This window comes from Kribbella sp. DT2 (assembly GCF_049844575.1).
Taxonomy (GTDB): Bacteria; Actinomycetota; Actinomycetes; order Propionibacteriales; family Kribbellaceae; genus Kribbella.
This window is the reverse complement of the sequence record NZ_JBNCLH010000003.1, coordinates 709,358-735,235: the sequence shown is the minus strand read 5'-3', so window position 1 is coordinate 735,235 and position 25,878 is coordinate 709,358. Positions and strand designations below refer to the sequence as shown.

Genomic DNA, 25,878 nt, shown 5'->3' with positions numbered 1-25,878 from the left:
TACGTCCTGGGGTAGAAAGGGCGTTGTTTTGCTGCCGTTGCCGTTCCGGAGGACCCCTTGCGCTCGCGACCCGCCGCGACGATCGTGCTCGCGCTCGCCGTTGTCCTGACCGGCTGCGGCGCCCAGGACGACTGGGCCGCACCGCGGGTCGCACCCGGACCGGTCGGTGCCCTGGGCAACGGGTTCGTCGACCCGAAGGCGGTCCCGACACCGGAGGCAACGATCTCGCCGAGGCCCGGGTCGTGGGACGCCGTGCACCCGGCGGAGGGTTACCGGGTCGTGCTGCTCTCGGCCGGCACCGACACGCAGACGAAGACGCTGACCGACGCGGTGAACGGGTGGGCCACGGCGGAGAAAGTGAGCCTGAAGAAGATCACCGCCGACGACGCCGTGCACCGGATCGACCGGATCAACGAGGCGCTGGCGCTGAAGCCGGACCTGATCGTCGTCGCCGGTCACGACCTGATCGACCCGATGGCGCTGATCACCGCCAACCACCTGGGCCAGCAGTTCCTGGTGATCGGCGCCGAGGTGGCCGAGCCGACGCACAACGTCACCGCCGCGGACTGGACCGGCGCGGCGTTCCGCGGCGAGGGCCTCGGGATGTCGTCGGACTACGACCCGGCGACGTTCACTCCCGAACGCGCCGGCGCCGCGATCCGCGCCGGCGTGGCCGGCGTGCTGCACGGGCTCACGGGCATCGTCGTGTGGATCAGCTAGAGCGGGACCGCGTCGTCGAGTAGAGGTGGCTGTCGGGGAAGTTGCCGGCAGCAAGCGTCTCGCCGACGATGACGACAGCGGTACGCCGTACGCCGGCCTGCCGCACCTGCTCGGCGATGTCGGCGAGCGTCCCGCGCAGGATCAGCTCGTCGGGCCTGCTGGCGCGGGCGACGACGGCGACCGGGCAGTCCTCGCCGTAGTTCGGGACGAGCTCCTCGACCAGCCGCTCGATCTGCTGGACGGCCAGGTGCAGCACCATCGTGGCGCGGCTCGCGCCGAGCATGGCCAGGCTCTCCCCCGGCGGCATCGCGGTCGCGCGACCGCCGACCCGGGTCAGGATCACCGTCTGGCCGACCTCGGGCACGGTGAGCTCGCGGCGCAGCGTGGCAGCGGCCGCCGCGTACGCCGGTACGCCGGGTGTCACGTCGTACGGAATGCCGAGCGCGTCGAGCCGGCGCATCTGCTCGGCCATCGCGGAGAACACCGACGGGTCGCCCGAATGCAGTCGTGCGACGTCGCTGCCCCGCTCGTGCGCGGCCGACAGCTCGGTGAGGATCTGGTCGAGGTCGAGGTTGGCCGTGTCGACCTTGCGGGCGCCGTCCGGGCAGTGGTCGAGCAGCTCGAGCGGGACCAGCGCACCGGCGTACAGGCAGACGGGTGAGCTCGCGATCAGGTCGCGGCCGCGGACGGTGATCAGGTCGGCCGCGCCCGGTCCGGCGCCGATGAAGTGGACGGTCACTTGGTCACGCTCCAGATCGTCACGGGCATCGCGGGACGCCAGCCGGTCATCCCGCCGACCGGTGAGGCGCGCTGCACCGACAGGCGGACGAGGTCGCCGCCCAGCTCGGCGTACCAGCGGGCGATCAGGGTCTCGGTCTCCAGGGTGACGCCGTTCATCACCAGGCGGCCGCCAGGGTTGAGTGCTTCCCAGCAGGTCTCGACCACGCCGGGCTTGGTGCCACCGCCACCGATGAAGATCGCGTCAGGGCTCTCCAGATCTTTGAGTGCTTCGGGTGCCGCACCGACTGTGGTCCTGACGACCACACCGAGGCTCGCCGCGTTGCGGTCGAGTCGTTTCGCCCGGTCGGGGTCACGCTCGATCGCCACCGCGCGGCAGCTCGGGTGGTGGCGGGTCCACTCGATCGCGATGCTGCCGGCGCCGCCGCCGACGTCCCAGAGCAGCTGCCCGGGGACCGGAGCCAGCCGCGACAGCGTGACCGCGCGGACCTCGCGCTTGGTGAGCTGGCCGTCGCTCTCGTACACGGCGTCGGGCAGACCGGGGCTGGTCGGTAGCAGCGAGGCGTCGGGATCCGGTCGGCACTCGACGCCGATGACGTTGAGGGCGTCGACGGTGTGGTCCCAGTCGCGCGCCGCGCGGGTCCTGACCGTCTCGTCGGGTGAGCCGAGCCGCTCCAGCACGGTGACCGTCGAGCCGCCGTACCCGCGATCTGTCAGCAGCCGCGCGACCTCAGCCGGCGTGTGCGGCCCCCAGCTCAGTACGACGAGTCGCCGGCCCGGCTGGACGTGCGGGTGGATCAGCTCGAGCGGGTGACCCACCAGGCTGACCACCTCGATCTGGTCCTGCGGCCAGCCGAGCCGCGCACAGGCCAGCGAAACACTCGACGGGTGCGGGATGACGCGCACCGCGTCCGGGCCGAGCAGCCGGGTGAGCGTCGTACCGATGCCGTGGAAGGTCGGGTCACCGCTGGCCAGCACGCAGATCTTCCGGGCTCCGTACGTCGCCAGCAACCCCGGCAGCGACTCCGACAACGGCGACGGCCAGGCGATCTTCTCGGCGACGTCAGGAACCAGCGCCAGCTGCCGGGCACTCCCCATCAGCACCTCAGCGGCCTCCACCGCCTGCCGCGCTGCCGGGGACAACCCGTCCCAGCCATCGGCCCCTACACCGACGACCGTCAACTCAGACATTGCCGAGCACCTTGGTCACGGCGATCTCCACCACGACCCGCTGGGGATTCACCCGCGGCTGCTTGTACCGCTCCGCGTACCGCCGCTCGGCCTCCGCCACGTCGGCCGGGTCATCGCGCACGACCGCGCGGCCTTCCAGCGACGACCACTTCCGCCCGTCCACCTGAGCCACCGCCACCGCGGCCCCCTCGGCCCCGGCCGCCCGAACCACCCGGGCCTTGTGCGAGGTCCCGCTGCAGATCACCCGAGCCACCCCGGCCTCGAAGTCGACCGTCACCCCCACCGGAACGGAGTGCACTGACCCGTCCTTCCGCACGGTGCTCAACACGCACAGGTGCCGCTCGGTCCAGAACTCGACGAAGCCGGACGACGGGTCACTCAGCACCGAATCCACCAGCCGATCGTAGACGGCGGGTACCTCCACCACTCACCAAGCCTTCACGCGCGGACGCCGCTCGGCGTACGAGGTACGCGAGCGGCGGCCGGAGGAGAGGTTGGTGAGTGGTGGAGGTTCGGGGTCAGCCGATGTCTCGGCGACGGAAGGTGGTGTAGCCCGCCGCGGTGAGGGCCGCGGTGATGGCGAGCAGCCAGATCAGCGGGGTGGCGGAGAACTCGCCGCCGGGGAGGCGGGGGGTGTGGGCGTAGGGGCTGAGGTTCATCACGGACTGCGGGAGGTTGAAGATCGAGCCGAACTGGCCGATCAGGAGGAAGAGGCCGTAGAGGAACCAGGCGGCGGTGATCGCGCGGGGCAGGGCTCCGAAGAGGAGGATGACCAGAGCGGTGACGAGCCAGGTGGCCGGCAGCTGGACTGCGGCGGCGGCCAGGAGGCGTGGGATCTGGTGGCCCATGTTGCCCAGCGAGGCGCCGCTGGAGATACCGCTGCCGAGGCCGCCCAGGAGTGCCAGGAGCGTGGTGCCGAGGAGGGCGATGAGGACGTGGCTGGAGAGCCAGCGGGTTCTGGTGACGCCGGTGGCCAGGAGGGGTTCGGCGCGGAGGGCCGTCTCCTCGGAGCGGAGACGGAGGGCGGCCTGGATGCCGAAGGCGCTGGCCAGAAGGCCTAGAAGTCCGGTTTCGGTGGCCAGGAAGGCGTCGGTGATGCCCTCGACGCCGCCGAGTTTCTGGACGAGTTCCTTCGCGCTGTCGCTGGTGACGAAGCCGTCGACGTTGCTGGCGATGTTGCCAACGATCAGGCCGAGCAGGAGGAACGCGGCGGACCAGCCGTAGAGCGCTCCTCGTTGCAGGCGCCAGGCCAGGGCGAGCGGCGAGTTCAGCGACCGGGCGGCGACCGGCGGGCCGGGGCGTGGGCGGACCAGGCCGGCGCCGATGTCACGGCGGCGAAGCAGAGCGAAAGCGGCGACCACCAGTACGGCGAGCAGCGCGATCGGCAGCAGCGCGACGACGTACCGGTCACCGGCGAACGGGCGGATCTGCTGGGTCCAGCCGATCGGCGACAGCCAGGAGACCCACTCGGAACTGCCGCTGGCCGACGAGTCGCCGATCGCGCGCAAAACGTACGCGACGCCGAGGACGACGGCGGTCATGCCGGTCGCCGTCCGGGCGTTCTCGGTGAGCTGGACGATCAGCGCGCTGACACCGGCGAAGGCCAGGCCGGCCGCGGCCCACGTCAGGCCGAAGGCGAAGGACCCGGCGGCCGGCAGGCCCGCGCCGATGAGACCCAGGGCACTGAAGAGGCCGAGCAGGATAACGGTGCCAGAGGCAACGATCAGACCGGCTGCCAGTGCGGCGTACCGGCCGAGGACACCGGCGCTGAGCAGCTCGAGCCGGCCGGTCTCCTCCTCACCACGGGTGTGGCGGTTGACGATGATCGCGGCCAGCAACCCGACCAGCAGGGCGCCGAAGCTGGTCAGCTTGAACAGCGACACCTCGCCCAGCGAGGTCGGGTCGAAGATGCGGCCGTACAGCGAGAGCAGCGCGGGCGACGAGTTCGTCGTGGCGGCTGCCTCGACCCGGGACTGCACGTCGGGGAACACCTCGATCGAGGCCTGCGCCGAACCGGCAGCGGTGATCGCGAAGACGACCACCCACAAGGGGATCAGCACCCGGTCCCGGCGCAGGGCCAGCCGGACCAGGGTCGACGTACCGATGAAGTCCTTCATCAGGCATCAGCCATCTCAGGCGTTGCGGTGTCGTCCTCGTAGTGCCGCAGGAACAGCTCCTCCAGCGTCGGCGGCTGCGCGACGAGGCTCTTGATCCCGCTCGCGGCGAGCTGCTTCATCAGGCCGTCGAGCTGCGCGGTGTCGACCTCGCAGCGCACCCGATTGTCCTCGACCTCGAGACTGTGGACGCCGGGCAACGAGGCCAGCCCGTTCGGCGAGGCGGCCAGCTCGGCCTGGATCGACGTCCGGGTCAGGTGCCGCAGGTCGGCCAGCGTGCCGGTCTCGACCACATTGCCCTTGCGGATGATGCTGATCCGGTCGCAGAGCGCCTCGACCTCGGACAGGATGTGGCTGGACAGCAGCACGGTCCGGTCACGGTGCCGCTCCTCCTCGATGCACTGACGGAAGACCTCCTCCATCAGCGGGTCGAGCCCGGAGGTCGGCTCGTCCAGGATCAGCAGCTCGACGTCCGAGGCGAGCGCCGCGACCAGCGCGACCTTCTGCCGGTTGCCCTTGGAGTAGGTCCGGCCCTTCTTGGTCGGGTCGAGGTCGAAGCGGCGCAGCAGGTCGTCGCGCTTCTTCGGGTCCAGCCCCCCGCGCAGCCGGCCGAGCAGGTCGATCACCTCGCCACCGGTCAGGTTCGGCCACAGGTTCACGTCACCCGGAACGTAGGCGAGCCGGCGGTGCAGTGCCGCGGCGTCGTGCCACGGGTCGCCGCCGAGCAGCGACACATCGCCGGAGTCGCCGCGGAGCAGACCGAGCAGAACCCGGATCGTGGTGGACTTCCCCGCGCCGTTCGGGCCGAGGAAGCCGTGCACCTCGCCGGTCGCGACGTCCAGGTCGAGACCGTCGAGCGCGTGCGTCGCGCCGTAGGACTTGTGCAGTCCGGAGACGATGATGGCTGATGTCATGTTTCAGAAGCTACACTTCATTCAGTAATTTGTGAATCTTTCTAACGTGTCTCTCACACGTCAGGGATTCCGGTCACCGAGAGGAGATGATGGGGCGATGAACGGACAACGAGACGACGCGGCCGTCCAGCGGTACGCCGAGGGATTCGGCAACCTGCTGGCCGACACCGGCTGGCCGCGGATGTCGGCCCGGGTCTTCGCCGCCGTCCTGTCCAGCGAGGACGGACGGATGACCTCGGCCGAGTTGTGCGAGCAGCTGCAGGCCAGCCCCGCGGCGGTCTCCGGCGCGGTGCGGTACCTGCTGCAGATGCGGCTGGCCAGCCGCGAGCGCGAGCCGGGCAGCCGGCGCGACGTGTACGTCGTGCAGGACGACTTCTGGTACGAGTCGATGATGCGGCAGGACCGCTTCCTGCCACGCTGGGAGGACATCCTCGGCCAGCTGATCAACGTGCTCGAGCCGGGCAGCGAGTCGCACCGCCGGGTCAGCTCGACGCTCGGCTTCCTGGCGTTCATCCAGGAGGAGGTCGACGGGCTGAGCGAGCGCTGGGTGAAGCGCAAGGCCGAACTGGACGCCGAGTACGACGCGCGTCAGGCCGACGCCCGCTAGTTGCCAGACACGACCGAAGGCCCGGCGACCGAGATCGCCGGGGCCTTCGTCGTACGGGGTGACTAGCGCAGCGAGCTGGCCGCCACCGTGTCGAGCGTCTGCTGCAGCAGCGAGCTCACCTTGAGCGAGCCGGCCTTCGACTTCGGCAGCTGGACCGCCTTGCCGTCGACCGGGCCCTTGACCGGGTAGACCGACAGCTCGGCCGGCAGCGGGCTGGTGCCGCAGACCTGGTCCTTGCCCGGCAGCTCCCCGCCGAACACGAACCGGTCACCGATCGCCTCGGCGCACGCCGACGCCGACCCGATGTACTGGCCGTGCTGGCCCTCGTCGTCGATCGCGACGAACCGGGTGACCTGCTGGGTGTCGTTGTGCGTCCGCAGCGACCCCTCGTACGCCGTCGCCGGGTCGAGCTCGCCCTGGACGATCAGCATCCGCGGCGAGCCCTTCAGGTCCAGGTTGCGGTCCTGCGGGGCGTACTTCCAGTACGCACACATCGGGACGCCGTTCATGTAGCCGAAGAAGTCGTACTTCTTGGCCATCTTGTCGGCTTCCTTGGTGTAGAAGTTCGGGTCCTTGTTCCAGGCGGTGTCGTTGCAGCGCACGGTGTTCCCGATCGCGCCGAGGTTCACCGGCTGGTCGCCCGAGGTCGCGCGGGCGGCGGTCTCGCGGGCGTCGGCGAGCACCGACTTGGCCGAGTCGACCTGCGCGGCCGCCGTGGCGGTCGCGGCCGCGGCGGTCACGCCGTACCGGGCCCTGATCGCGGCGAGCGTGTCGAAGGCCTGCAGCTCCGGCGCGAGCCGGGCCCACGCGCGGTCGACGTGCTGCACGGTGATCTCACCGGCGTCCGGGTCCTTCACGAACTCGTCGTGCACCAGGACGTCCAGCGTCGCCCGGATGAACCGGACGTTGCCGTAGATCGCGCTGTAGATGTTGCCGTCCAGGCCGTCACCGCGGACCGAGCTCTCGCCGGCCTTGACCAGCGTGACCAGCGACGCGCGGACGCCGTTGTACTTGGCAAGGACCTGCGCCGGCGTCTTTCCGAGGCCGGTGATCTGGTCGGCGTGCCGGGCGATCCACGGGAACAGCTGGGTGTCGCGGCGGCGCTGGCCGGAGAACGGGTCGAAGTTCACGTTGTCCCACTGGGTGTGGGTCCAGTCCATGTTGGAGTCCAGCACGAACCGGCCGACCTTCGACGGGTAGGTGTCGGCGTACCAGCCGCCGAGCCAGGTGCCGTAGCTGTAGCCGATGAAGCTCAGCTGCCGGGCCTTGAGCAGCGCCCGGATGAAGTCCATGTCGAACACGGTCTGCTGGCTGCTGACGAACTGGCCGAACTCGGTCGCCGAGCAGGCGTCGGCCTGCAGCTTGGCCTCGGCCATCTCGACCTTGTGGGTGAGCTTGGTGCGCTCCTTGTAGTCCGGCGTCACCGGCAGCGCGTTCAGGGCCTCGGCGGTGGTGACGCACTGCAGCGGCGTGCTCTGACCGAACCCGCGCGGGTCGAAGCCGACCAGGTCGAAGTCGCTGAACAGCTGCGGCTTGTCGGTGCCCAGGGCCGCGGTCAGGTTCAGGCCGGCGCCGCCCGGACCGCCGGGGTTGGAGGCCATCAGGCCCTTCGACGTACCGGTCGCCTTGCTGTAGGCGATGGCGACCTCGACGTCGGGGTGCGCGGTCGGGTTGGCCCAGTCCATCGGCACCTTCACCTTGGCGCAGTTGGTGGTGGGGGCCTGCGGGTAGAGCGACTTGACCTGCGCGTCGAACGAGCAGACCGACCAGTTGATCGGCTGGTCGAGGTACTTCTGCGGGATGGACGGCGTCGGCGGATCGGTCGGCTTCGGCGCGGCTGCGGCCGTGGTGGCCGTCAGCAGCGGAAGGACCAGCGCCGCGGCGGTGGCTGTTGCTACGGCCACCGCGATCTTGCGGGTAGTGAACACGCTCGGGCTCCCGTTGTTCCAGGCGGACAGGAATACGGCAACCTAAATCGCCTGACCGGGCAGTTACCAGGGGTCAAGCCCCACTCAAGGGCAAACTTGCGTCGGGAGAGCCCCTACAACTCGTAGACGGTGTGGATCGTGCAGTAGATCGGCGGGGACTCCAGGCCCGGGTAGTAGAGCCGGCCGGCGTCATCGGTGATCTTGAAGTACGCCGTGGAGGCGCCGACCTGGGACGGCGCCTGCAGCAGCATCCGGACCGTCACGATCTGGTCCGGCAGGGCGTCCGGGATCCGCGCCGAGCGGGGTGAACGCATCCAGCCGGGCGTCGCGGCCGCGCCCTGCCGGGTCAGCCAGCGGTCCTGCCACGGGCGTTCGCCGCTGTTGCGGATCTCCCAGGTCTTCTCGAACTTCTGGTCCCGGACCACCCGGGTACCGTCCGGCATGCACTCGCCGACCAACTCCGCCCGGTCGTCGGGGTGGTAGTCCACCGGCACGGATCCACCCAGGACGACCGGCTGGACGTGGCGGCGCTGGTCACGCTGCGACACGTCCTTGCCGGCCCGGACGGCGGCGTCGAGCTCGACCAACTGGTTCACCAGCGAGCTGTCGGCGCCGAACTGCTCGTCGTACCACTCGATCAGTTCGCGGCTGGGTTTGGTGTGGCCGCGCTCGACCCGGGACAGGTGTCCCTTGTCCCAGCCGGACAGGTCGGCGGCGCGCGTGAGAGGGACGCCGGCCGCCTCCCGGAGCTCGCGCATCCGGCTGCCGATCACGGTCCGTGCCTGAGCTGGCCTCACGGTGTACTCCCGGTCTCACCGTTACTAGTCCACAGAGTTTACCCACGGATGGTTAATTGTTTTCGTTGCCCACTGCGACAACGCGGTAACTCTTTGATTCTCTGCAAGCAGTGCCGATTCGCCAAGGCACCCGAGCGAAAAGGATGCAGCTCATGCGGACCGCCCTCCTCCGTACCATCGCCCGCGCCACCGCCACCGCCCTGATCGGCGGCTCGGCCGTCGTCGCCACCGCCGTCGTCACCACCGCCCCCGCCCACGCCGCGACCGGCACCGTCGTCACCGACGGCGGGACCGGCGTCACCATCCGGTCCGGCAACGCCCTCAGCTTCGCCTCGGTCGGCACCCAGCCCAACGGCCCGGTCGAGATCGACTGCCAGATCTACGGCGAGCCGGTGACCGGCAAGTTCGGTCGCAGCCTGATCTGGGACCACATCCCCGGCAAGGGCTTCATCTCCGACTCCTACGTGAACACCGGCAGCGGCGGCCTGGTCGCCCCGCTGTGCACCAGCAACCCGCGCGCCGACAAGGCGATCGCCTGGTACTCGGCCCGCAACGGCTCGACCGCGTTCCAGGGGTACTGCGAGAAGGCGGCCGAGAACTCGTACGGCAAGACCGCGATCCACGCCTCGGCCAAGGCGAACTGGAACGCCGCCGTCGCGCGCGGCGAGGCCCACCGCGGCGACCTCAACCCGCCGAAGGGTGCCCTGGTCTTCTGGGACCTCGCGGCGCCGTACGGACATGTCGGTGTGGCTCGCGGTGACGGCTACTTCTGGGCCACCAGCGTCAACAACAAGATCGGTCTGGCCAAGCTCCCGTACTTCAACAGCTACCTCGGCTGGGCCTGGCCGAACTTCTGATCCACCCTTCGACTGATCCATCCACGACAGGCGTCCGGTCGTACCCGCCCCTCCGACCGGGCGCCTCGGCACGTCCTCAGACCGGTGGCCGCTCGCCCGAACCGCGCTGGATCAGTACGGCGGGCAGGACGATGCGTTGCGGTGGCCGCGTCTCGGTGCCGGCGGCGCGGGCCAGCAGGAGGTGGGCGGCGATGCGCCCGAGGTCCGCGATGTCGGAGGCAACGACCGTGACCGGCGTGGGCAGCATGTCGGCCATCCGGAAGTCGTCGAAGCCGACGACGGCCGGGCGGGTGTTGTCGCCGAGGCCGCGCAGGACGCCTTCGGTGACGAAGTTGGTGGAGGCGAACAGCGCCGTCGGCGGATCGGCCCGGTCCATCAGCTCGCTGGTTGCCCTCTCGGCTGCTTCGGCGGTGCCCTCGGGAAGCTGCACGACCAGCGATTCGTCCACTGGTACGCCGGCCTCGCGGTGGGCCCGGCGGTAGCCGCGCAACCGCCGTCCGGTCGTGTAGTACGACGGCGCCAGCAGGACCGCGACCCGGCGATGCCCCTGCCCGAGCAGGTGATCCGTGGCGACCTTGCCGCCGGCCTCGTTGTCGACCATCACGATGTCCGCGTCGATCCCGTGCGCGGGCCGGTCGACGAAGACCACCGGGACGCCGGCCGACGTCAGGAACGAGTGATCGCTCTGGTCCGGCACGATCATCAGCCCGGCGACCTGGCGCCCGATCAGCTCCTGGATCGCCCGCTTCTCCCCCTCCGGGTCTTCGTCCACGCTGCCCAGCACGACGGCGAAGCCCGACTGCCCGGCGACCTCCAGCGACGCCTTCGCGATGGTGGCGAAGAACGGGTTGGTCAGGTCGCCCAGCACCAGCGCGAGACTCGACGACTTCTTGCCCGGCCGGAGCGCGCGGGCAACCTCGTTGCGCTGGAACCCGAGCTCGTCGATCGCCGCCCGGACCCGCTCGGCGGTCTCCGCCCGGACCCCGGCGCCGCCGTTCACCACCCGGGAGACGGTACCGAGCCCGACACCGGCGCGCCGGGCCACGTCGATCATCGTCGGCGGCCTGGCGTCGGGACTGCGTGGAAGCGTTTCGGTCACGGGGTCGACTTCCCTCTCACAGCACGGCATCGTCACCCGACAGTAAGCCTTGGAAACGTTACCACCCAGGAGGCAGGATCCCGTCGACCACCTGAACACCAAGGTCCGGGACGCCGCCTCCCCCGCACCGCCCGCGTACGCCCCCGCCCAGGAGCCAGCACGCCAAACGCCCGGCCGGAAACAGGCGGGGTCCGGCCGGGCGCGTCGTCGTACTGAGGTCAGATCGCCTGCCAGAGGGACAAGGCGTAGCGTTCTTCGGTGTCGGTCCACCAGGCGGCGGGGGTGAAGCCTGCTTTGCCCAGTTCGGCTTCTACGCCGTAGCGGTGGAACTTGGCGGAGATCTCGGTGCTCATCTCCTCGCCTTCGGCGAAGTCGACCTCGAGGCGGATCTCGGGGATGAGGACCTTCATCGCGCGGTCGGCGCGCAGGTGCATCTCGATCCACTCGTTCTCGGGGTCCCAGACGGCGACGTGGGTGAAGGAGTCGACGTCGAAGTCGGCGCCGAGCTGGCGGTTGAGGACGCGGAGGACGTTGCGGTTGAACTCGCCGGTGACCCCGGCGCTGTCGTCGTACGCCGCGACGAGGGTGGCGGGGTTCTTGACCAGGTCGGTGCCGACGAGCAGCCACTCGCCTGGTTCGAGGACGTCGCGGACCGAGGTGTAGAAGGTCTCGCGTTCGGTGGGCAGCAGGTTGCCGATCGTGCCGCCGAGGAAGGCGACCACGCGCGGGGCCTCACCGGGGAGCTTGTCGAGGTGGGCGGTGAAGTCGCCGACGACGCCGTGCACGGTGAGCTGCGGGTAGTCGGCGTTGATCGCCGCGGCTGCTTCGCGGAGAGCTGTCTCGGAGACGTCGAGCGGGACGAACGTGTTCAGCGTGCCGTGGTCGCGCAGGCCGTCGAGCAGCAGGCGGGTCTTCTCCGAGGAGCCGGAGCCGAGCTCGACCAGGGTGTGCGCACCGGTGAGCTGGGCGATCTCGGCGGCGCGGGCCTGCAGGATCTCGCGCTCGGCGCGGGTCGGGTAGTACTCGGGCAGGCGGGTGATCTGCTCGAAGAGTTCGCTGCCGCGGGCGTCGTAGAACCACTTCGGCGCCAGCCACTTCGGGTCCGCGGTCAGTCCGGCCCGGGCGTCCTCCCTCAGGGCGCGGGAGGTGTAGTCCGGGGTCAGATGAACGTCGATCAGGGTCACTGTCGTCCTTCCATCGGGGTGGTGGAGCAGGAGTACCGGGTCGCGGTGAGCAGGGTGTGGTCGGGAAGTTCTTTCCAGGTCGGGTCGTCGGTGGCCCACGGCTCGGAGCTGACGGCGACCGAGTCGTCGGTCTGCCTGACCCACAGCGAGTGCGTCCAGGTGGTCGCGACGAGCTGCTCGCCGTCGGTGAGCAGGATGTTGAGCCTCGATCCTGGAGCGGCCTCCTCCACCTTCTGTACGACGCCCGCCACGGCATCGGCGGCCGGCACTCCGGCGGCGAGCTGCTGGACGACCAGCGCCCACAGCAGCGCGGAGTCGACCGGCGCGTCGAGCGTCAGCAGGTCGGTGACCGGCAAGCCCTCGGCGAGTTTCGTCAACGACCCCGGCCAGCCGCGGATCATCCCGTTGTGGCTGAAGAGCCACCGCCCGTGCACGAACGGCCCGGCAGCCCCCTCGCCGAGCGGCATACCGGTGGTGCCGTTGCGCACGGAAGCGAGCACCGCACCGGACCGGATGCTCCGGGCCAGACCGGGCAGGTTCTCGTCGGCCCAGATCGGCACGTTGCGCCGGTACCGCACGGGTTCCTCGCGTCCTCCGGCTCCTGCGGAGCCGGAGGACGCGAGGATGGAGGAGGAGGGGTCGCTCGCCCCCGACGGCTGGCCTTCGGCCGCCGGGTACCAGCCGACGCCGAAGCCGTCGGCGTTGACCGAACCTCCGCCTCGCATGTCCGACGGGGCCCAGCTTTGCTTGTAGAGCGAGTGGGGTGGATCGATCACCAGCGACGCCAGTGTCCTCTCCGGGCCCAGGTAGGCCAGGTGACGGCACACTAGTGGAGCTCCGTGGGCTTGGGGTCGCGGGCGCAGCGGAAGCCGGCGAAGATCTGGCGGCGGACGGGGTAGTCCCAGTTGCGGAAGGTGCTGCGGGCCACGACCTCGTCGGTGCCGAAGGAACCGCCGCGGAGGATCTTGTGGTCGGCGCCGAAGAAGACCAGCGAGTACTCGTCGTACGGGAAGGCACGGAAGCCCGGGTACGGCGTGAAGTCGCTCGAGGTCCACTCCCAGCAGTCGCCGATCAGCTGCTCGACACCCAGCGGCGAAGCACCCGCGGGATAAGCACCGACCGGCGCCGGTCGCAGGTGCCGCTGGCCGAGGTTGGCGTGCTGCGCGCCAGGAGTCTCGTCACCCCACGGGAACCGCCGCGTCCGCCCCGACGCGGGGTCGAAGCGGGCAGCGAACTCCCACTCCTCCTCCGTCGGCAGCCGTTTGCCGGCCCATTTCGCGTAGGCCTCGGCCTCGTAGAAGCAGACGTGCATCACCGGCTCGTCCAGCGGCAGCGCCTCACGATGCCCGAAGCGCGTCCGCATCCAGTTGCCGTCGGCAACCTCCCAGAAGCGCGGTGCGTCCAGCGAGGCCTTCTGGACGTGCGCCCAGCCCGCCTCCGACCACCACTGCTCGTTCTCGTAGCCCCCGCCGAGCACGAACTCCAGGTAGTCCCCGTTGCTGACCGGCACGGTGTCGATCACGTACGGCGCGACGTGCACCGCGTGCGCGGGCCGCTCGTTGTCCAGCGCCCACGGCTCGATCGACGTCCCCATCTCGAAGACGCCACCCGGTACGACGATCTCCGCGGCGGGAAGCCGTCGCCCCGCGGGCGGCGCCGGCGCGTCCAGCACCGGCGAACCGGTCCGCAGCTGGTGCGTCGCCAGCATCGTCTCGTCGTGCTGCTGCTCGTGCTGGACGATCATCCCGAACGCGAACCCGTTGTCGACCAGCTCGCGCCCGCCGTCGAACTTCACGTGGTCGAGCACGTCCATCACCTTGTCGCGCACCTCGACGACGTACGCCTTCGTCTCGGTCGGGTTCAGCAGCGGGAGCGCGGGCCGGTCGGCGCGGGCGTGCATGAACGCGTCGTACAGCTCGTCGATGTCCTGCCGGACCGGCTCGCGGCCGCCGACGTCGCGGACCAGCCAGAGCTCTTCCTGGTTGCCGATGTGGGCGTAGTCCCAGACCAGCGGGGACATCAGCCGGGAGTGCTGGCGGACCAGGTCGTCGGTGTCGACCGCGTCGGTCAGCTGGACGGTGCGGGCGCGGGAGCGTTCGAGCTGCCCGGCGACGAAGGCCCGCAGCTGCTCCGGCGTCAGGTCGGACAGTTGGTGGTTCATGAGGCTCGCCTTCTCTGGGTGTCGTCGACGATGCAGTGCAGCCGGGTTGCGACCTGCGCTGTCAGTTCTTGGTCGATGCCGGTCCGGTCCAGCACTCGGGCGCCGAGCTCGACCAGGTCCCGCGCGGCCTGGTGCACGAGCTTGTCGTCGAGCCCGTCCCGCGCGGCTGGGAACCAGCGGCCCGCTGCCGGAGCGGCTGCGGCCAGTGCCTGGTCGGTGACGGCCGGGTCGGACATCAGCGCGATCAGCAGGAGCGTCGGCTCGATCCAGCCGTCCCCCTGCTGGGCGTCGAGGTATCTGACCTCGAGGTACCCGCGGGGCCGCACGGGTGGGAACAGGGTGGACAGGTGGTACTCGAGGTCGTCGTACGTCGGTCTGTCGTCGGGCAGGGCGCCGTCGGCCCAGGCCCCGAAGGTCAGACCGGCCGGCGCCTCCCAGGAGTCGCCGCGGCGCAGGCAGAGCACCGGCGCCTCCATCGCCGTACGGGCCCAGACCGCTGCTGGGTCCTCGTCGAGCGGTGGTGGTCCGGTGAACGGTGCGCAGGTGCCGAAGGTCGCCTCCGTCCGCGCCGACGCCCAGCCGGTGTCCGTGCCGGTCCGCTGCCGCGAGTTGGCGAACAGGGCGACCAGGGCCGGGCCGACGTCGTGCAGGGCGCGCCAGCGCAGCGCTGCCTGGCCGGGCTCACCGGCGTCGAGGCAGACCTGCAGTCCCGCCGTGCTGCACATCATCCGTGGGCCGTGCGGGCCGAGCTGCTGGAACGCGTGCTCCATCGCCGCGTAGCGCGGGACGGTGAGGATGCGGCGCGGTGGACGGAAGGCGTCCAGGCCGTGGTCGCCGGGCACGAGGCCGGCTGAGTCCAGCAGGGTTCTGAGCTCCGCCGTGTCGGCGACGGTGTCCTCGATCAGCCTGGGCACGGAGGCCGAGGCGGCGCCGGAGATCTCCACCTGGCCACCCGGCTCCACAGTGACCAGAGAACCCCGGCCGAGTGGCAGCTGCGGGCTGCCCCGAACCAGGGTGGGGGGCGCGTGCACGCCCAGGGCCTTGCTCAGTTGTCCGGCGTCGAGCGGCCGGTGCGGATCGTCCGCGTGATGCACCGTCCACTCCAGCTCGACACCGTGCAGCTGTGGAGGGCCGTGCTTGAAGCACACCATCTCGACGTACCCCTCCGCCTCGGCCCGGGAGCCGATCGGAGTCGTCGCCGCGGTAGAACCTGGCTCCGTCACGTCAGCGAACCTAACTCCGGCCACCGGCCGGGACAACCGATAGCGAGTTACCTCTCGATGACGTACGCACTGTCGCAGGGAAGGAATTCATGCCGTCCAGCGTGCCCGGCAGCACCGACAGTTTTCGGCCGCAGCCCTCAGATCGGCACTTTCACGCCGGAAATCCGTGGGCAGGTGCTGCAGGGATTCGTGTTCGGCAGCGCATAGACGAAGCAGCACGACGTCCGCATCGTCCGGTCCAGATCGAGCCGGAACGCCGCGGCCGCGGCGACCGCGTGCCGTGCCTCTTCGGGCATCTGTACGGCGGCCCGCAGCTCGTCACTGATCGCTCCGAGCCGCTGACGCGAGCTGAGTTTGACGCCCGGCTGGTAGCTGTCGGTGAACGCCCTGGTGTGGCTCTCGACCTGCTGCACGGCCTCGCTGGTCGTGACGACCCGGTCCGAGAGCAGTGCGACCTCCACCGGGTAGTGCGCGGTCGGGTGGCGCCGGAACGCCAGCGCGTCCGGTGACACGTCCGGTGAGACACCTGTCAGCGCAGTGGACAGTCCGGCCACGATCGACGGCACCGAGACGTACCACATGAGCACGAACATCGCGGCCACTCGCACCGGTGGCTCGATCGAGTACTCCGCCGCGTACTCGTCCTGCAGCACCTTCCGCCACCCGTACGTCGGGTCGCCACCGGCCAGCTGCTCCTGCAGGAGGGGACCGCAGTGGATCCACTCAGGCCCGGGCAGCTGGTCAGCGGCCCGAACCGACAGCCACTCCATCTCCCCGTCGAGCAGGTCCGCGAGGCGGCTCGCGGTGTACGTCATAGCGCCAGCCTACGGTCGGGCACGACCACAGGGGCTCCGCCGACTTCGACCACCGTGGCGCGCAGACCGAAGACGTCGGCCAGGAGCCGCTCGCTGAGGATGTCGACCGGCCTGCCCTGAGCAGCGATCTTGCCGTCGCCCATCACGACCAGGTGGTCGGCGTACTGGGCTGCGAGGGTCAGGTCGTGCAGCACGGTGACCACTGTGCGCCCGGAGGTGTGAGCGGCCGCGTGCACGACGTTCATGACGTCGACCGCGTGGGCCAGGTCCAGGTAGGTGGTCGGCTCGTCGAGCAGCAGGTGCTGCGTGCCCTGGGCCAGGACCATCGCGATCCAGACCCGCTGCCGCTGGCCGCCCGACAGCTGGTCCACCGGACGGTCCCGCAGCTCAGCGAGCTCTACAGCGTCCAGGGCGTTCTCGATCGCCTGCTCGTCCTCCGGAGTGAGCCGAGCGAACAGGCCGCGGTACGGGTGCCGGCCGCGCGACACCAGCTCGGCTGCGGTGATCCCCTCCGGAGTCACCGGGCCCTGAGGCAGTACGCCGAGCTGCCGGGCCAGCTCACGCGCCGGGAGCGTGTGGATGTCCTTGCCGTCGAGCAGAACCCGGCCGCTGCTCGGTTTGAGCAGCCTGCTCATCCCCCGCAGCAGTGTGGACTTGCCGGAGCCGTTCGGCCCGACCACAGCGGTCATCCGGCCCGCCGGCACCTCCAGGCTGAGCCCGGCCACGACCGGCTTGTCTGCGCCGTACGCCAGGGTGAGGTTCTCCACGTGCACGGTTCAGCGCCCCTTCTGCTGACGGCCGATGAGCTGGATCAGGTACGGCGCTCCGAGCGCGGCGGTGACCACGCCGACCGGCAGCTCGTACGGACCGACCTGCAGCAACTCCAGGCCGTTCCGGGCGATCAGGTCGGCGGCGGTGACGAAGAGCGCGCCGAGCATCGCCGTGGTCATCAGTGGCGGCCGCTCCGACCGGGCCAGCCGCTGGGCGATCTGCGGCGCGACCAGAGCGACAAAGGCGATCGGACCGGCTCCGGCCGTCGCCATGGCGGCCAGGACGGTCGCGATCACCAGCAGGGCGATCCGGACCCGCGAGACCCGGACGCCGAGCGAGGAGGCGACGTCGTCACCGAGCACGAGGGCTTCCAGGTTGCGGTTGAAGGTCACAGCGAGCGGGACCAGCAGCAGGACAGCCAGACCCACAGGGACCGCGTCGCTCCAGGTCCTGGAGTTGAGCGAGCCCGCCAGCCAGGCCGCGGCCCGTCCGGCGTCGGTGACGTCTCCGATCACCAGGAGCCAAGCCACCAAGGAGTTGGCGGCCGCAGCGACGCCCACACCGATCAGCACTACGCGACCGGCGTCGACCACCCCACGCTGGATGGAGAGCAGGCCGACGACGGTAGTGGCGAGCAGACCGCCCAGTACTGCGGCCAGCGGGATGCCGACCTTCGCGGCGGCGCCGGAGATGTTGCCGCCACCGGTGCCGGCCAGGACGATCACGGCGACCGCTGCAGCCGAGGCACCTGAGTTGACGCCGACGATGTCCGGGCTGGCCAGAGCGTTTCGGGACAGGGTCTGCAGGAGAGCGCCGGACACGGCGAAGGCGATGCCGACGAGCAGTCCGGTCGCCACACGAGGCATGCGGAGCTCCAGCACGACCAGGCGGGTCCCGTGGCGGCCGCCGCCGAGCAGGACGTCAACCACATCGGCCAGCGGGAGCCGCGTCGTACCGACGCTTAAGGAGACGAGTGCTGCTGCGACGGCGGCCAGTGCGAAGGCAGCGGCCAGCACGACGGTGCGGGGCTTGGTGGTCACAGGGCCACCGCCCGGCGTCGTACGACCAGGACGAAGAGCGGCGCACCGACCAGACCCAGTACGACGCCCGCCTGCACCTCGCCGGCCCCACCGACCAGCCGGCCGACCAGGTCGGCCAGGATCAGCGCGGCCGCTCCGGTGAGACCGGCGGCCGGGATGAGCCAGCTGTTGCGGGCCCCGAAGAGCCTGCGCGCGATGTGTCCGGCCATCAGGCCGAGGAAACCGATCGGGCCGCAGGCGGCTACACCGGCTGCCGTCAGCAGGCCGATGGCGAGCAGACCGACGAAGCGGGCGCGCCGGATCGACAGGCCGAGCCCGGCCGCCACGTCGTCGCCCAGTGCGAGCAGGTCGAGGTCACGTGCGTTGACCACTGCGAGCAGCAGACCGACGACCGCGAACGGCAGCACCTGCACTGCCACGTCCAGGCCGCGCCCGGCGACCGAACCGACTGCCCAGAACCTGTACGAGTCCAGCGTGTCCGCGTCGAGCAGGACGATCGCCGAGGTGAAGGAACCGAGCAGAGCGGCCACTGCGGCGCCGGTCAGCGCCAGGCCGACAGGAGTCGCGCCACTCCCCCGAGTCGCCAGCCGCTGGACACCGAAGGTCGCTGCGAGCGCGCCGACGAGGGCGAACCAGACCGTCGTACGGATCGAGTCGGCGACGCCGAGCTGCAGTCCCAGTACGACGGCCAGCGCGGCTCCCGAGCTGACTCCGAAGATGCCCGGCTCGGCGAGCGCGTTGCGGGTGTGGCCCTGCATCAGCGCGCCGGCGACGCCGAGGCAGGAGCCGATCAGCACGGCGACCACCGTGCGCGGGAAGCGCAGGTCGCGGACGATCACGTCGGCGTCGGAACCGGACGGCTCGACCAACGCCTTCACGACCGCGTCCGCGCCGAGCCAGCGGGAGCCGAGCGCGAGGCTCGCGCCGAACGCGAGCACGACGAGGAGCAGCAGCAACAGCAAGGCCATCGGCCGCGACACCCTCACCCGGGTGATCTTAGGTGAGCCTTACCGATCCGCGAGCGTGATATCCGTCCTGTGGAAAAGGTTAGGGCACCCTTAGCTCGGTGACGTAGGGTGCTGCTGTCTCGTACCGACGTCCTGGGGAGTGCTTGTGAGGATCCGCCGTCTGGCTGCTGTTCTGGTGGTGAGCGCGCTCGCGCTGGCCGGGTGCGGGTCCTCCGGTGAGGACGAGCCGGCCGCCGGCGGCGACGCCGGCGCGGGCTTCCCGCGAACGGTCGAGCACGCGATGGGCTCGACCGAGATCCCCACCAAGCCGAAGCGGGTCGTCGCGCTGGACGCGAGCTTCGTCGACGCGGCACTGATCCTCGACACCCCGGTCGTCGGCTACACCGACTACCGCACGATCAACGGCGAGCTCCCGGAGTACCTGGGCGACGACCGGACGACGTACGGCAAGGAGTCGGAGTCGGTCGGCACGCTGGCCGAACCGAACCTGGAGAAGATCGCCGCGCTCGATCCTGACCTGATCATCACGGCGAAGGTGCGGCACGAGAAGCAGTACGACCAGCTGAAGGCGATCGCGCCGACCGTGATGTCGGAGACCACCGGGCCGACCTGGAAGGACAACATCCGGCTGACCGCGAAGGCGCTCGGCGAGGAGGAGCTGGCCGAGAAGGAGCTGGCGTCGTACCAGGCGGCGGCCAAGACCGTCGGCGCGGCGATCAACGCCAAAGCAGGCGACCCGACCATTTCGGTGGTGCGGTTCGTCGACGGGCCGACCCGGCTGTACCAGGCCGCGAGCTTCTCCGGGATCGTGCTGAAGGACGCCGGGCTGAAGCGGCCCAAGTCGCAGGACGTCGAGGACTTCGCCGCGGAGATCAGCGCCGAGCGGATCAAGGACGCCGACGCGGACGCGATCTTCGTCGCGACGTACGCCGACGACAAGGGGCTGAGCGCGAAGACCGCCGAGCAGTTCAAGGCCAACCCGCTGTGGAAGCCGCTCGCGCCGAAGGTGCACGAGGTCCCGGACATCACGTGGATGACCGCGGTCGGGCTGCAGGGTGCGTGGGTCATCCTCACCGACCTGGCCAAGACGTTCGACGTACCGGCGCCGGTCAAGAGCTGACAGTCCTGCCTGGAGCGGCTGTGGCGGCGGGCTAATCTCGGTCGGGTGACGGTGCTCGAGCGGTGGCATGTGGGGCCTTGGACGACCTCCGGTACGGCGGCCGGTGCGCCGCTGGAGCCGGGGCGGCGGCGGACGCCGGACGAGCTGAACTTCGACGTCGTCGGCTTGGCCCGCATCCTCGGCCGGCGCCTTGACGGGCGGGCGGAGCTGCAAGTCCGGCTCTGGCAGAACGAGCTCCGCCCGACGCACACCCGCTTGGTCGGCGTCCACACCCTCGCCGACCCGGCCGACTCCGAGCTCCTCCGCCAGACCGCGCTGGAAGCCTTCACCTGGCTCAGCACACTCGCCCCCGAGGGCTACGAGTTCGTCCTCACCGACGCGGTCCGCCTCCAGCCCAAGCTCGACCTCACGGCGGAGGTCGTCGCCGTCGACGCCGTCATCCACCTGGCCACGGACCGAGGCGACACCTACCCAGCCGACCGCCTGGCCGCCTCCCACGTCCGCCAGTCCCCCGCAGGCGATTGGTACGCCGGCAACGCCGTCTGCAACTGGTCCGGGCCGTACCCCACGGCCGACGAGGCAGTAGCCGCCGTCCGTGGAGCCCGAGTAGAACTGGCCGACCAACTAAGAGCCGGCGGCCACACCGACCTGGCCAACACCGAACCCCGCTGGACCCCAGTACCCGTAGAGCACGCCCCAGCCTCGTAGCCACGGACTTGCCCCGTCGGCCCCGCTACGCGGAGGTGGGGTGGGGGCGGCGCCCCGCCGGCGGACCACGCTTCGCGGGTCCGAGAGCAGCCGCGTGGCCGTGAGCTATCCCGCAGCCTCGGGCGTATGGCGCGGGCCCTGCAGCTGCGGCCGGCCAGGCCGAGCCCCCGGAGGCCGCTGCGGCCGGAAAACAACAGAGGAGCCGCTGCCTGTCCTCCCCAGGGGGAGCCGCAGCCTGTTCGTGGGCGCGGGCCCGCAGCCTCGGTTCGTTGGGCGCGGGCCCACCACCTCGTTCATGGGCGCCGGTCCGCAGCCTCGGTTCGTGGGTGCGGGATGGGGCGCTGGTCGCCGGCTGCCTGGCTTATCCCTCACCCCGGGGTTCTTGTCCACGTCGGTAGCCAGGTGGGGTCGGGTAGCGGTGCCAGGGTGTGGCAGTGGTTGATGATTGCCTGGAGGGACGGGTGGGGGTTGTCTCGGGGCAGAACGAGTGAGAGCGGGTAGGCGATCGTCGGGTTCTGGATCGGGATTCGGCGGAGGTCGTACGACGCGGGCCACAGGTAGCGGTCGCGGGTGCCGATGAGGGTGGCCAGGTCCGGGGAGTCCGCCAGGGCGTCGAGCAGGACCTCGGTGCCGAAGTTGGGGCCGGCGGCGTCGATCCGGAGGTCGAAGGCCGTGGTGAGCTCGTCGTAGAACTCGGCCCACTCGCTGCGGGGCGCGATACCCGGGATCCAGATGCGGTGCCCGCGGAGTTGTGCGGGGGTGACGGTTCGCGCGGCGGCGAGCGGGTGCCGGGGGCCGACCAGGAGCTCGAGTGCGAGGTCGAAGGCGCGGACCAGTTGCAGCCCGGGAGGCAGCGCGGAGGTGACCGTACGGAACGACGCATCGACCTCGCCGGCCGCAACCGCAGCGGCAGCGACGCGCGGGTCGTCGACCCGCAGCGTGACCACGTCGAGGTCGATCTCCGGGTGCGCCCGCCAGTAGTCGTGCAGTACGACGGCCTGCGCGCTCCGCAGACCGAGTACGTCGATCCGCAGCGCCCGTGACCCCGGCCTGACCGCGCCGACCGCGCGCTCGGCGCCGGCGACGATGCCTCGGGCGTGCGGCAGGAAGGCCTGCCCGTCGAGCGTCAGCTCGACCCCGCGAGCAGTCCGCGCGAACAGCTGGACGCCGAGCTCCCGCTCCAGCGCCGCGACCCGCTTCGAGACCGCCTGCTGCGTCACGCCGAGCTCGTCCGCCGCGTGCTGGAACTGCCCCAGCTCCGCCGCCCGGACGAACGACCGCACCCCTTCGGTATCCACCGCCTCATCGTAAGCACGCCCAACCGATCGTTGTGGCTCGCCGACGCGACGGTTGTTTGATCCGCCTGCCACCGGACGGCTGTGATGCACAGGCCTGCACATTGGTTGTCGCAAAGGAGATCCGTGCCCACCCAAGACTTCAAGGCCCTGTGGACGGCGTACGCCGTCAGCACGTACGGCACCTGGATCGCCTTCGGCGCGTTCCCGCTGCTCGCCGTACGGGAGCTGCACGCGTCGGCGATCGCGGTCTCGCTGCTGGAGGCCGCCGGCCTCGCCGTCGCCGCGCTCGTCGCGTTCCCGCTCGGCCCGTGGATCGACCACCGCGCCAAACGCCCGGTGATGGTCGCGATGGACCTGCTCCGGTTCGTCGCGATGGCGACGGTCCCGATCGCCTACCTGTTCCAAGCGCTGACGTACGCCCAGCTGCTCGTCGTCTCGATCGTCTCCGGTACGGCGAACATCGCCTTCACCGCGGCCTCCGGCGCCTACCTGAAACACCTTGTCCACAGGGACCAACTGCTCGCCGCGAACGGCAGGTTCGAGGGCACGAGCTGGACGGCGACCGCGCTGGGACCGCCGCTCGGCGGCGCACTCGTCGTCGTCCTCGGACCGGTCGTCACCGTCGCCGCGGACGCCTGCAGCTACCTGCTGTCCGCCCTCGCGGTCCGCCGCATCCGCGGGACCGACCTCGCATCACCCAGCAGTACGGCGGGACGGCGCGGGCCGACCCCGACCCCGACGCCCACCCCCACCCCGAGCTCGGGCGCCCGGTTGCGTGCAGCCGACTTCTTCAGCGGCTGGCACCTGATCCTCGACGACCCCGGCCTCCGGCGCCTCTACCTCAACGGCATCACCGTCAGCGGCCTGATCATGGCCACCACCCCGCTCCTGGCCGTACTCCTCCTCGGCGAGTACCAGCTCAGCGCCTGGCAGTACGGCCTGGCCTTCGGGCTCCCCAGCATCGGCGGCTTCGTCGGCGCCCGCCTCTCGGCGCGTCTCGTGACCCGCTTCGGGCGGCACCGCGTCATGATCGTCACCGGCTGGCTGCGGTCGATCTTCCCGCTCGGTCTCGCGTTCACCCGTCCCGGCGTCTCGGGGCTCGTGACGGTGATCGTCGTCGAGGCACTGCTGATCACCTGCATGGGCATCTTCAACCCGATCTCCGCCACCGAGCGCCTGCAGCGCACGCCCACCGATCAGGCTGCGCGCGTCCTCACCGCGTGGAGTGTCAGCAGCAAGCTCGCCCAGGCCGGGACGATGGTCATCTGGGGGCTCCTGGCAACGATCACCAGCCCGCTCACCGCGATCACCGTCTCCGGCGTCCTGCTGCTCGGAACTCCGCTCCTGCTGCCGAAGCGGGATCAGGTCCAGTTGGCAACGAAGTAGCCGACCCCGTACGGCGCCGCGTGGTACAGCAGGTCACCGGTCAGCCCGGTCGTTGCCGCAAGCACCTGCCAGGGCGCGCGGCCCGCCGCGTGGAGCTCGGCCGCGAGGGCCGGGTCGAGTGCGGCGAGCGTCGTCGTGTCGGCCAGGTGGAGGGCCGCGGCGACCGTCTGGTCGAAGAGCTCGGCGCGAGGATGCAGGTGGACCGGCGAGTGCTCGCTCCGGCGGGCCGAGCCGTCCCCCATGACGAGGAGGGCGACCCGGTCGTTGCCATTGGCAAGCTCTCGTCCGAGCGCGAGGCAGTCGCCGGGAGGCAGGTCCGCGGTGATCGAGAGGTAGGTCCGCGAGAGCTCGGCAGCCTTGGACTGGTTGAGCAGCCAGGCGCCGACAGCCAGCGACAGCGGCAGCACCGGGACGCCATCACCGACCTGGACGCGAGCGCCGTACGGGGTGAAGGTGCCGGCTGCGTCACTGTCGTACTGCGTGGCGGTGGGACCGGCGCCGATGACAACCAGCCGGTCGGCGGTCGCCAGCTTGTCGATGGCGACGAGGCACGCAGCGCGCAGGTCGTCGAGATCCGTGGCGGCGCCACTCGCGACCTCCGGGACGAGCAACGGCGGGTGCGGGCAGACGGCGGCGCTGACGACCGGCATGTCAGGCCTCGCGTAGGTAGCGGAAGAAGAGGTACCCGTCGTCACCGGCCAGGGCCGTGTGCAGGACGTAGCCGCGAGACCCCGTCGCCCTCGGCCCGGCGGTGATGCGGCCGGAGCCCGGGCCGGCCAGGATCGGTGCCATCGACAAGCACATCTCGTCGATCAGGTCGGCCTCGGTCAACGCGCCCTGGAGGTGCGGGCCGCCCTCGGTGAGGATCTGCGGCAGCCCTCGCTCGACGAGCGTGTTGACGACCTCGCGCAGGTCGACCCCGGCATGCCCGCAGACCACCACGTCGGCGACCTCGGCCAGTGCCTCGCGCGCCTCGGCCGGCGACGCGGGGTGCGTGAAGACGATCGGCCGCACCGGCGCCTCGGCCAGGAACGGGGCAGCGGGATCCAGATCCAGTCGCGACGACACGATCGCGAGCGTCGGGTTCTCCGCCAGGCCCTGCTCGACCCGCCAGGTCCGCCGGGCAGCGCCGAGCCGGAGCGGGTTGTAGCCCTCGATCCGGACGGTTCCCGCGCCGACCAGCACGACGTCGCTGAGCATCCGCAGCTTGCCGAAGATCTCCTGGTCGGCCGGGCCGGACAGCGCCTTCGACTTCCCGTCGATCTCGACCGCGCCGTCCAGGGTGGTCACGAAGTTGCTGCGCAGGTGCGGCACCGTCCGGTCCTCGACCTGGTACGCCGCGATCACCTCCGCCTCGCTGAGGTCGGCCAACCGCTGCATCAGGCGAGACTCCTTCGGGTTCCGGCGGGCTGCTTGGCACCACGCAGTACGGCGATCAGGTCGAGCGCCTGCCGCGCGGCCGGTACGTCGTGCACCCGGAACACCCGGGCGCCGAGCCAGGCCGACACGCTCAGCGCGGCCAACGTACCGGACCCGCGCCGGCCCGGCGGGAGGTCCAGGGTCTCGCCGATGAAGTCCTTGTTCGACACCGCGACCAGGACCGGCCAGCCGGTCGCGACCAGCTCGTCCAGGCGCCGGGTCAGCTCCAGCGACTGCAGCGTGTTCTTGCCGAAGTCGTGGGTCGGGTCGATCACGATCGCGTCCCGCCGGACGCCGGCCGCGACGGCCTTCCCGGCCAGTGCCGTGGTCGTCCGGATCACGTCGGCCACCACGTCGTCGTACGCCATCCGGTGCGGATCGGTGCGCGGCGTCAGCCCACCGACGTGGCTGCAGACCAGCCCGGCGCCGGTCTCGGCCGCGGCGGCCGCCATCTCGGGATCGGCGCCGGCCCAAGTGTCGTTGATCAGGTCCGCGCCGGCCTCGCCGACCCGGCGCGCGACACCGCTGCGGTAGGTGTCGACGCTGATCACCAGGTCAGGATGACGAGCACGGATCCCTGCGACGAAGTCGACGGTCCGGCGCAGCTCCTCGGCTTCGCTGACCGGTTCGCCGTACCCGGCCTTGACCCCGCCGATGTCGACCAGGTCGGCGCCGTCGGCGACCGCTTGGGCGATCGCGTCGTAGGCCTTGCCGGTGGCGAACGTCGCTCCCCGGTCGAAGAAGGAGTCCGGCGTGCGGTTCACGATGGCCATCAGCGCGCACTGCCCCGGCCCGAACTCGCGCCGGCCCAGCCGCAGCA

26 protein-coding genes are annotated in these 25,878 nt (G+C 70.8%); 6 read left to right on the top strand and 20 right to left on the bottom strand.

The annotated features are described in order from the left end of the window. Positions 1–57 precede the first annotated feature (57 nt). Complete coding sequence (locus tag ACLQ2O_RS16800) at positions 58–720, top strand: hypothetical protein (RefSeq protein ID WP_425832212.1); 663 nt, start codon at positions 58–60, stop codon at positions 718–720. Here ACLQ2O_RS16800 and cobM read toward each other — a convergent pair. From cobM to ACLQ2O_RS16775, 5 genes are all read right to left on the bottom strand, one after another. Next, positions 713–1,459 (bottom strand): precorrin-4 C(11)-methyltransferase, encoded by a 747-nt coding sequence (gene cobM, locus ACLQ2O_RS16795; protein ID WP_425832210.1) that lies wholly within the window; start codon positions 1,457–1,459, stop codon positions 713–715. The two genes, ACLQ2O_RS16800 and cobM, sit on opposite strands and share 8 nt — an antisense overlap. After that, on the bottom strand, positions 1,456–2,649 hold the full coding sequence (cbiE, locus tag ACLQ2O_RS16790) for a precorrin-6y C5,15-methyltransferase (decarboxylating) subunit CbiE (RefSeq protein WP_425832208.1): 1,194 nt from the start codon (positions 2,647–2,649) through the stop codon (positions 1,456–1,458). Before cbiE ends, cobM begins: the two co-directional genes overlap by 4 nt. Continuing rightward, positions 2,642–3,043: a pyridoxamine 5'-phosphate oxidase family protein gene (locus tag ACLQ2O_RS16785; protein WP_425832206.1), complete on the bottom strand. Its 402-nt coding sequence runs from the start codon at positions 3,041–3,043 to the stop codon at positions 2,642–2,644. Before ACLQ2O_RS16785 ends, cbiE begins: the two co-directional genes overlap by 8 nt. 124 nt (positions 3,044–3,167) lie before the next feature. Then, entirely contained in the window at positions 3,168–4,766 is a 1,599-nt protein-coding gene (locus ACLQ2O_RS16780) for an ABC transporter permease (protein WP_425832204.1), read from the bottom strand. Then, positions 4,766–5,677, bottom strand: a complete 912-nt coding sequence (locus tag ACLQ2O_RS16775; RefSeq protein WP_425832202.1) for an ATP-binding cassette domain-containing protein — start codon at positions 5,675–5,677, stop codon at positions 4,766–4,768. The genes ACLQ2O_RS16780 and ACLQ2O_RS16775 overlap by 1 nt, the downstream gene beginning before the upstream one ends. A 97-nt stretch (positions 5,678–5,774) precedes the next feature. On the opposite strand from ACLQ2O_RS16775, the gene ACLQ2O_RS16770 reads away from it, so the two are divergent. After that, positions 5,775–6,284: a GbsR/MarR family transcriptional regulator gene (locus tag ACLQ2O_RS16770; protein ID WP_425832200.1), complete on the top strand. Its 510-nt coding sequence runs from the start codon at positions 5,775–5,777 to the stop codon at positions 6,282–6,284. Between the two features lie 62 nt (positions 6,285–6,346). On the opposite strand, the gene ACLQ2O_RS16765 is transcribed toward ACLQ2O_RS16770, so the two are convergent. Continuing rightward, positions 6,347–8,212, bottom strand: a complete 1,866-nt coding sequence (locus ACLQ2O_RS16765) for an alpha/beta fold hydrolase (protein WP_425832198.1) — start codon at positions 8,210–8,212, stop codon at positions 6,347–6,349. A gap of 113 nt (positions 8,213–8,325) precedes the next feature. Beyond that, positions 8,326–9,009, bottom strand: a complete 684-nt coding sequence (locus tag ACLQ2O_RS16760) for an NBR1-Ig-like domain-containing protein (RefSeq protein ID WP_425832196.1) — start codon at positions 9,007–9,009, stop codon at positions 8,326–8,328. Between the two features lie 152 nt (positions 9,010–9,161). Here ACLQ2O_RS16760 and ACLQ2O_RS16755 point away from each other — a divergent pair, with 152 nt between their 5' ends. Then, positions 9,162–9,866, top strand: a complete 705-nt coding sequence (locus ACLQ2O_RS16755) for a CHAP domain-containing protein (RefSeq protein WP_425832194.1) — start codon at positions 9,162–9,164, stop codon at positions 9,864–9,866. Between the two features lie 76 nt (positions 9,867–9,942). Here ACLQ2O_RS16755 and ACLQ2O_RS16750 read toward each other — a convergent pair whose 3' ends face one another. The 9 genes from ACLQ2O_RS16750 to ACLQ2O_RS16710 form a co-directional block, all read right to left on the bottom strand. Then, positions 9,943–10,965 carry a LacI family DNA-binding transcriptional regulator gene (locus tag ACLQ2O_RS16750; RefSeq protein WP_425832192.1) on the bottom strand — a complete coding sequence of 341 codons (1,023 nt, stop codon included), beginning with the start codon at positions 10,963–10,965 and terminating at the stop codon, positions 9,943–9,945. Positions 10,966–11,183: 218 nt separating this feature from the next. Then, entirely contained in the window at positions 11,184–12,149 is a 966-nt protein-coding gene (gene egtD, locus ACLQ2O_RS16745; protein ID WP_425832190.1) for an L-histidine N(alpha)-methyltransferase, read from the bottom strand. After that, positions 12,146–12,925, bottom strand: coding sequence for a class II glutamine amidotransferase (locus ACLQ2O_RS16740; RefSeq protein ID WP_425832188.1), 780 nt, complete (start codon positions 12,923–12,925; stop codon positions 12,146–12,148). Before ACLQ2O_RS16740 ends, egtD begins: the two co-directional genes overlap by 4 nt. A 50-nt stretch (positions 12,926–12,975) precedes the next feature. Beyond that, positions 12,976–14,310, bottom strand: coding sequence for an ergothioneine biosynthesis protein EgtB (gene egtB / locus ACLQ2O_RS16735; RefSeq protein WP_425832186.1), 1,335 nt, complete (start codon positions 14,308–14,310; stop codon positions 12,976–12,978). Next, on the bottom strand, positions 14,307–15,533 hold the full coding sequence (locus tag ACLQ2O_RS16730; RefSeq protein ID WP_425832184.1) for a glutamate-cysteine ligase family protein: 1,227 nt from the start codon (positions 15,531–15,533) through the stop codon (positions 14,307–14,309). The genes egtB and ACLQ2O_RS16730 overlap by 4 nt, the downstream gene beginning before the upstream one ends. Before the next feature lie 137 nt (positions 15,534–15,670). Continuing rightward, a complete protein-coding gene (locus ACLQ2O_RS16725; RefSeq protein ID WP_425832182.1) occupies positions 15,671–16,348 on the bottom strand; it encodes a (2Fe-2S)-binding protein in 678 nt (225 codons plus the stop codon). Next, on the bottom strand, positions 16,345–17,121 hold the full coding sequence (locus ACLQ2O_RS16720; RefSeq protein WP_425832180.1) for an ABC transporter ATP-binding protein: 777 nt from the start codon (positions 17,119–17,121) through the stop codon (positions 16,345–16,347). The genes ACLQ2O_RS16725 and ACLQ2O_RS16720 overlap by 4 nt, the downstream gene beginning before the upstream one ends. A 3-nt stretch (positions 17,122–17,124) precedes the next feature. Beyond that, positions 17,125–18,159 (bottom strand): FecCD family ABC transporter permease, encoded by a 1,035-nt coding sequence (locus ACLQ2O_RS16715; RefSeq protein WP_425832178.1) that lies wholly within the window; start codon positions 18,157–18,159, stop codon positions 17,125–17,127. Beyond that, on the bottom strand, positions 18,156–19,145 hold the full coding sequence (locus ACLQ2O_RS16710; RefSeq protein ID WP_425832176.1) for a FecCD family ABC transporter permease: 990 nt from the start codon (positions 19,143–19,145) through the stop codon (positions 18,156–18,158). Before ACLQ2O_RS16710 ends, ACLQ2O_RS16715 begins: the two co-directional genes overlap by 4 nt. Before the next feature lie 127 nt (positions 19,146–19,272). Here ACLQ2O_RS16710 and ACLQ2O_RS16705 point away from each other — a divergent pair, with 127 nt between their 5' ends. Together ACLQ2O_RS16705 and ACLQ2O_RS16700 are read left to right on the top strand one after the other, a co-directional pair. Then, complete coding sequence (locus ACLQ2O_RS16705; RefSeq protein ID WP_425832174.1) at positions 19,273–20,247, top strand: ABC transporter substrate-binding protein; 975 nt, start codon at positions 19,273–19,275, stop codon at positions 20,245–20,247. Between the two features lie 45 nt (positions 20,248–20,292). Next, the gene (locus ACLQ2O_RS16700; RefSeq protein ID WP_425832172.1) at positions 20,293–20,955 is read left to right on the top strand and encodes a hypothetical protein; all 663 of its coding nucleotides are present in this window, start codon (positions 20,293–20,295) and stop codon (positions 20,953–20,955) included. A gap of 368 nt (positions 20,956–21,323) precedes the next feature. Here ACLQ2O_RS16700 and ACLQ2O_RS16695 read toward each other — a convergent pair whose 3' ends face one another. Next, on the bottom strand, positions 21,324–22,253 hold the full coding sequence (locus ACLQ2O_RS16695) for a LysR family transcriptional regulator (RefSeq protein ID WP_425832170.1): 930 nt from the start codon (positions 22,251–22,253) through the stop codon (positions 21,324–21,326). Between the two features lie 123 nt (positions 22,254–22,376). Here ACLQ2O_RS16695 and ACLQ2O_RS16690 point away from each other — a divergent pair, with 123 nt between their 5' ends. Next, positions 22,377–23,639 carry an MFS transporter gene (locus tag ACLQ2O_RS16690; protein ID WP_425832168.1) on the top strand — a complete coding sequence of 421 codons (1,263 nt, stop codon included), beginning with the start codon at positions 22,377–22,379 and terminating at the stop codon, positions 23,637–23,639. Here the strand turns inward: ACLQ2O_RS16690 and ACLQ2O_RS16685 are convergent. Genes ACLQ2O_RS16685 through folP form a run of 3 tightly spaced genes read right to left on the bottom strand, consistent with a single transcriptional unit; the run spans position 23,615 to position 25,831 of the window. Then, positions 23,615–24,289 carry a class III extradiol dioxygenase subunit B-like domain-containing protein gene (locus ACLQ2O_RS16685; protein ID WP_425832166.1) on the bottom strand — a complete coding sequence of 225 codons (675 nt, stop codon included), beginning with the start codon at positions 24,287–24,289 and terminating at the stop codon, positions 23,615–23,617. The two genes, ACLQ2O_RS16690 and ACLQ2O_RS16685, sit on opposite strands and share 25 nt — an antisense overlap. Before the next feature lies 1 nt (position 24,290). Beyond that, positions 24,291–25,019 (bottom strand): pyrimidine reductase family protein, encoded by a 729-nt coding sequence (locus ACLQ2O_RS16680; protein ID WP_425832164.1) that lies wholly within the window; start codon positions 25,017–25,019, stop codon positions 24,291–24,293. Continuing rightward, positions 25,019–25,831 carry a dihydropteroate synthase gene (gene folP, locus ACLQ2O_RS16675; protein ID WP_425832632.1) on the bottom strand — a complete coding sequence of 271 codons (813 nt, stop codon included), beginning with the start codon at positions 25,829–25,831 and terminating at the stop codon, positions 25,019–25,021. Before folP ends, ACLQ2O_RS16680 begins: the two co-directional genes overlap by 1 nt. Positions 25,832–25,878 lie beyond the last annotated feature (47 nt).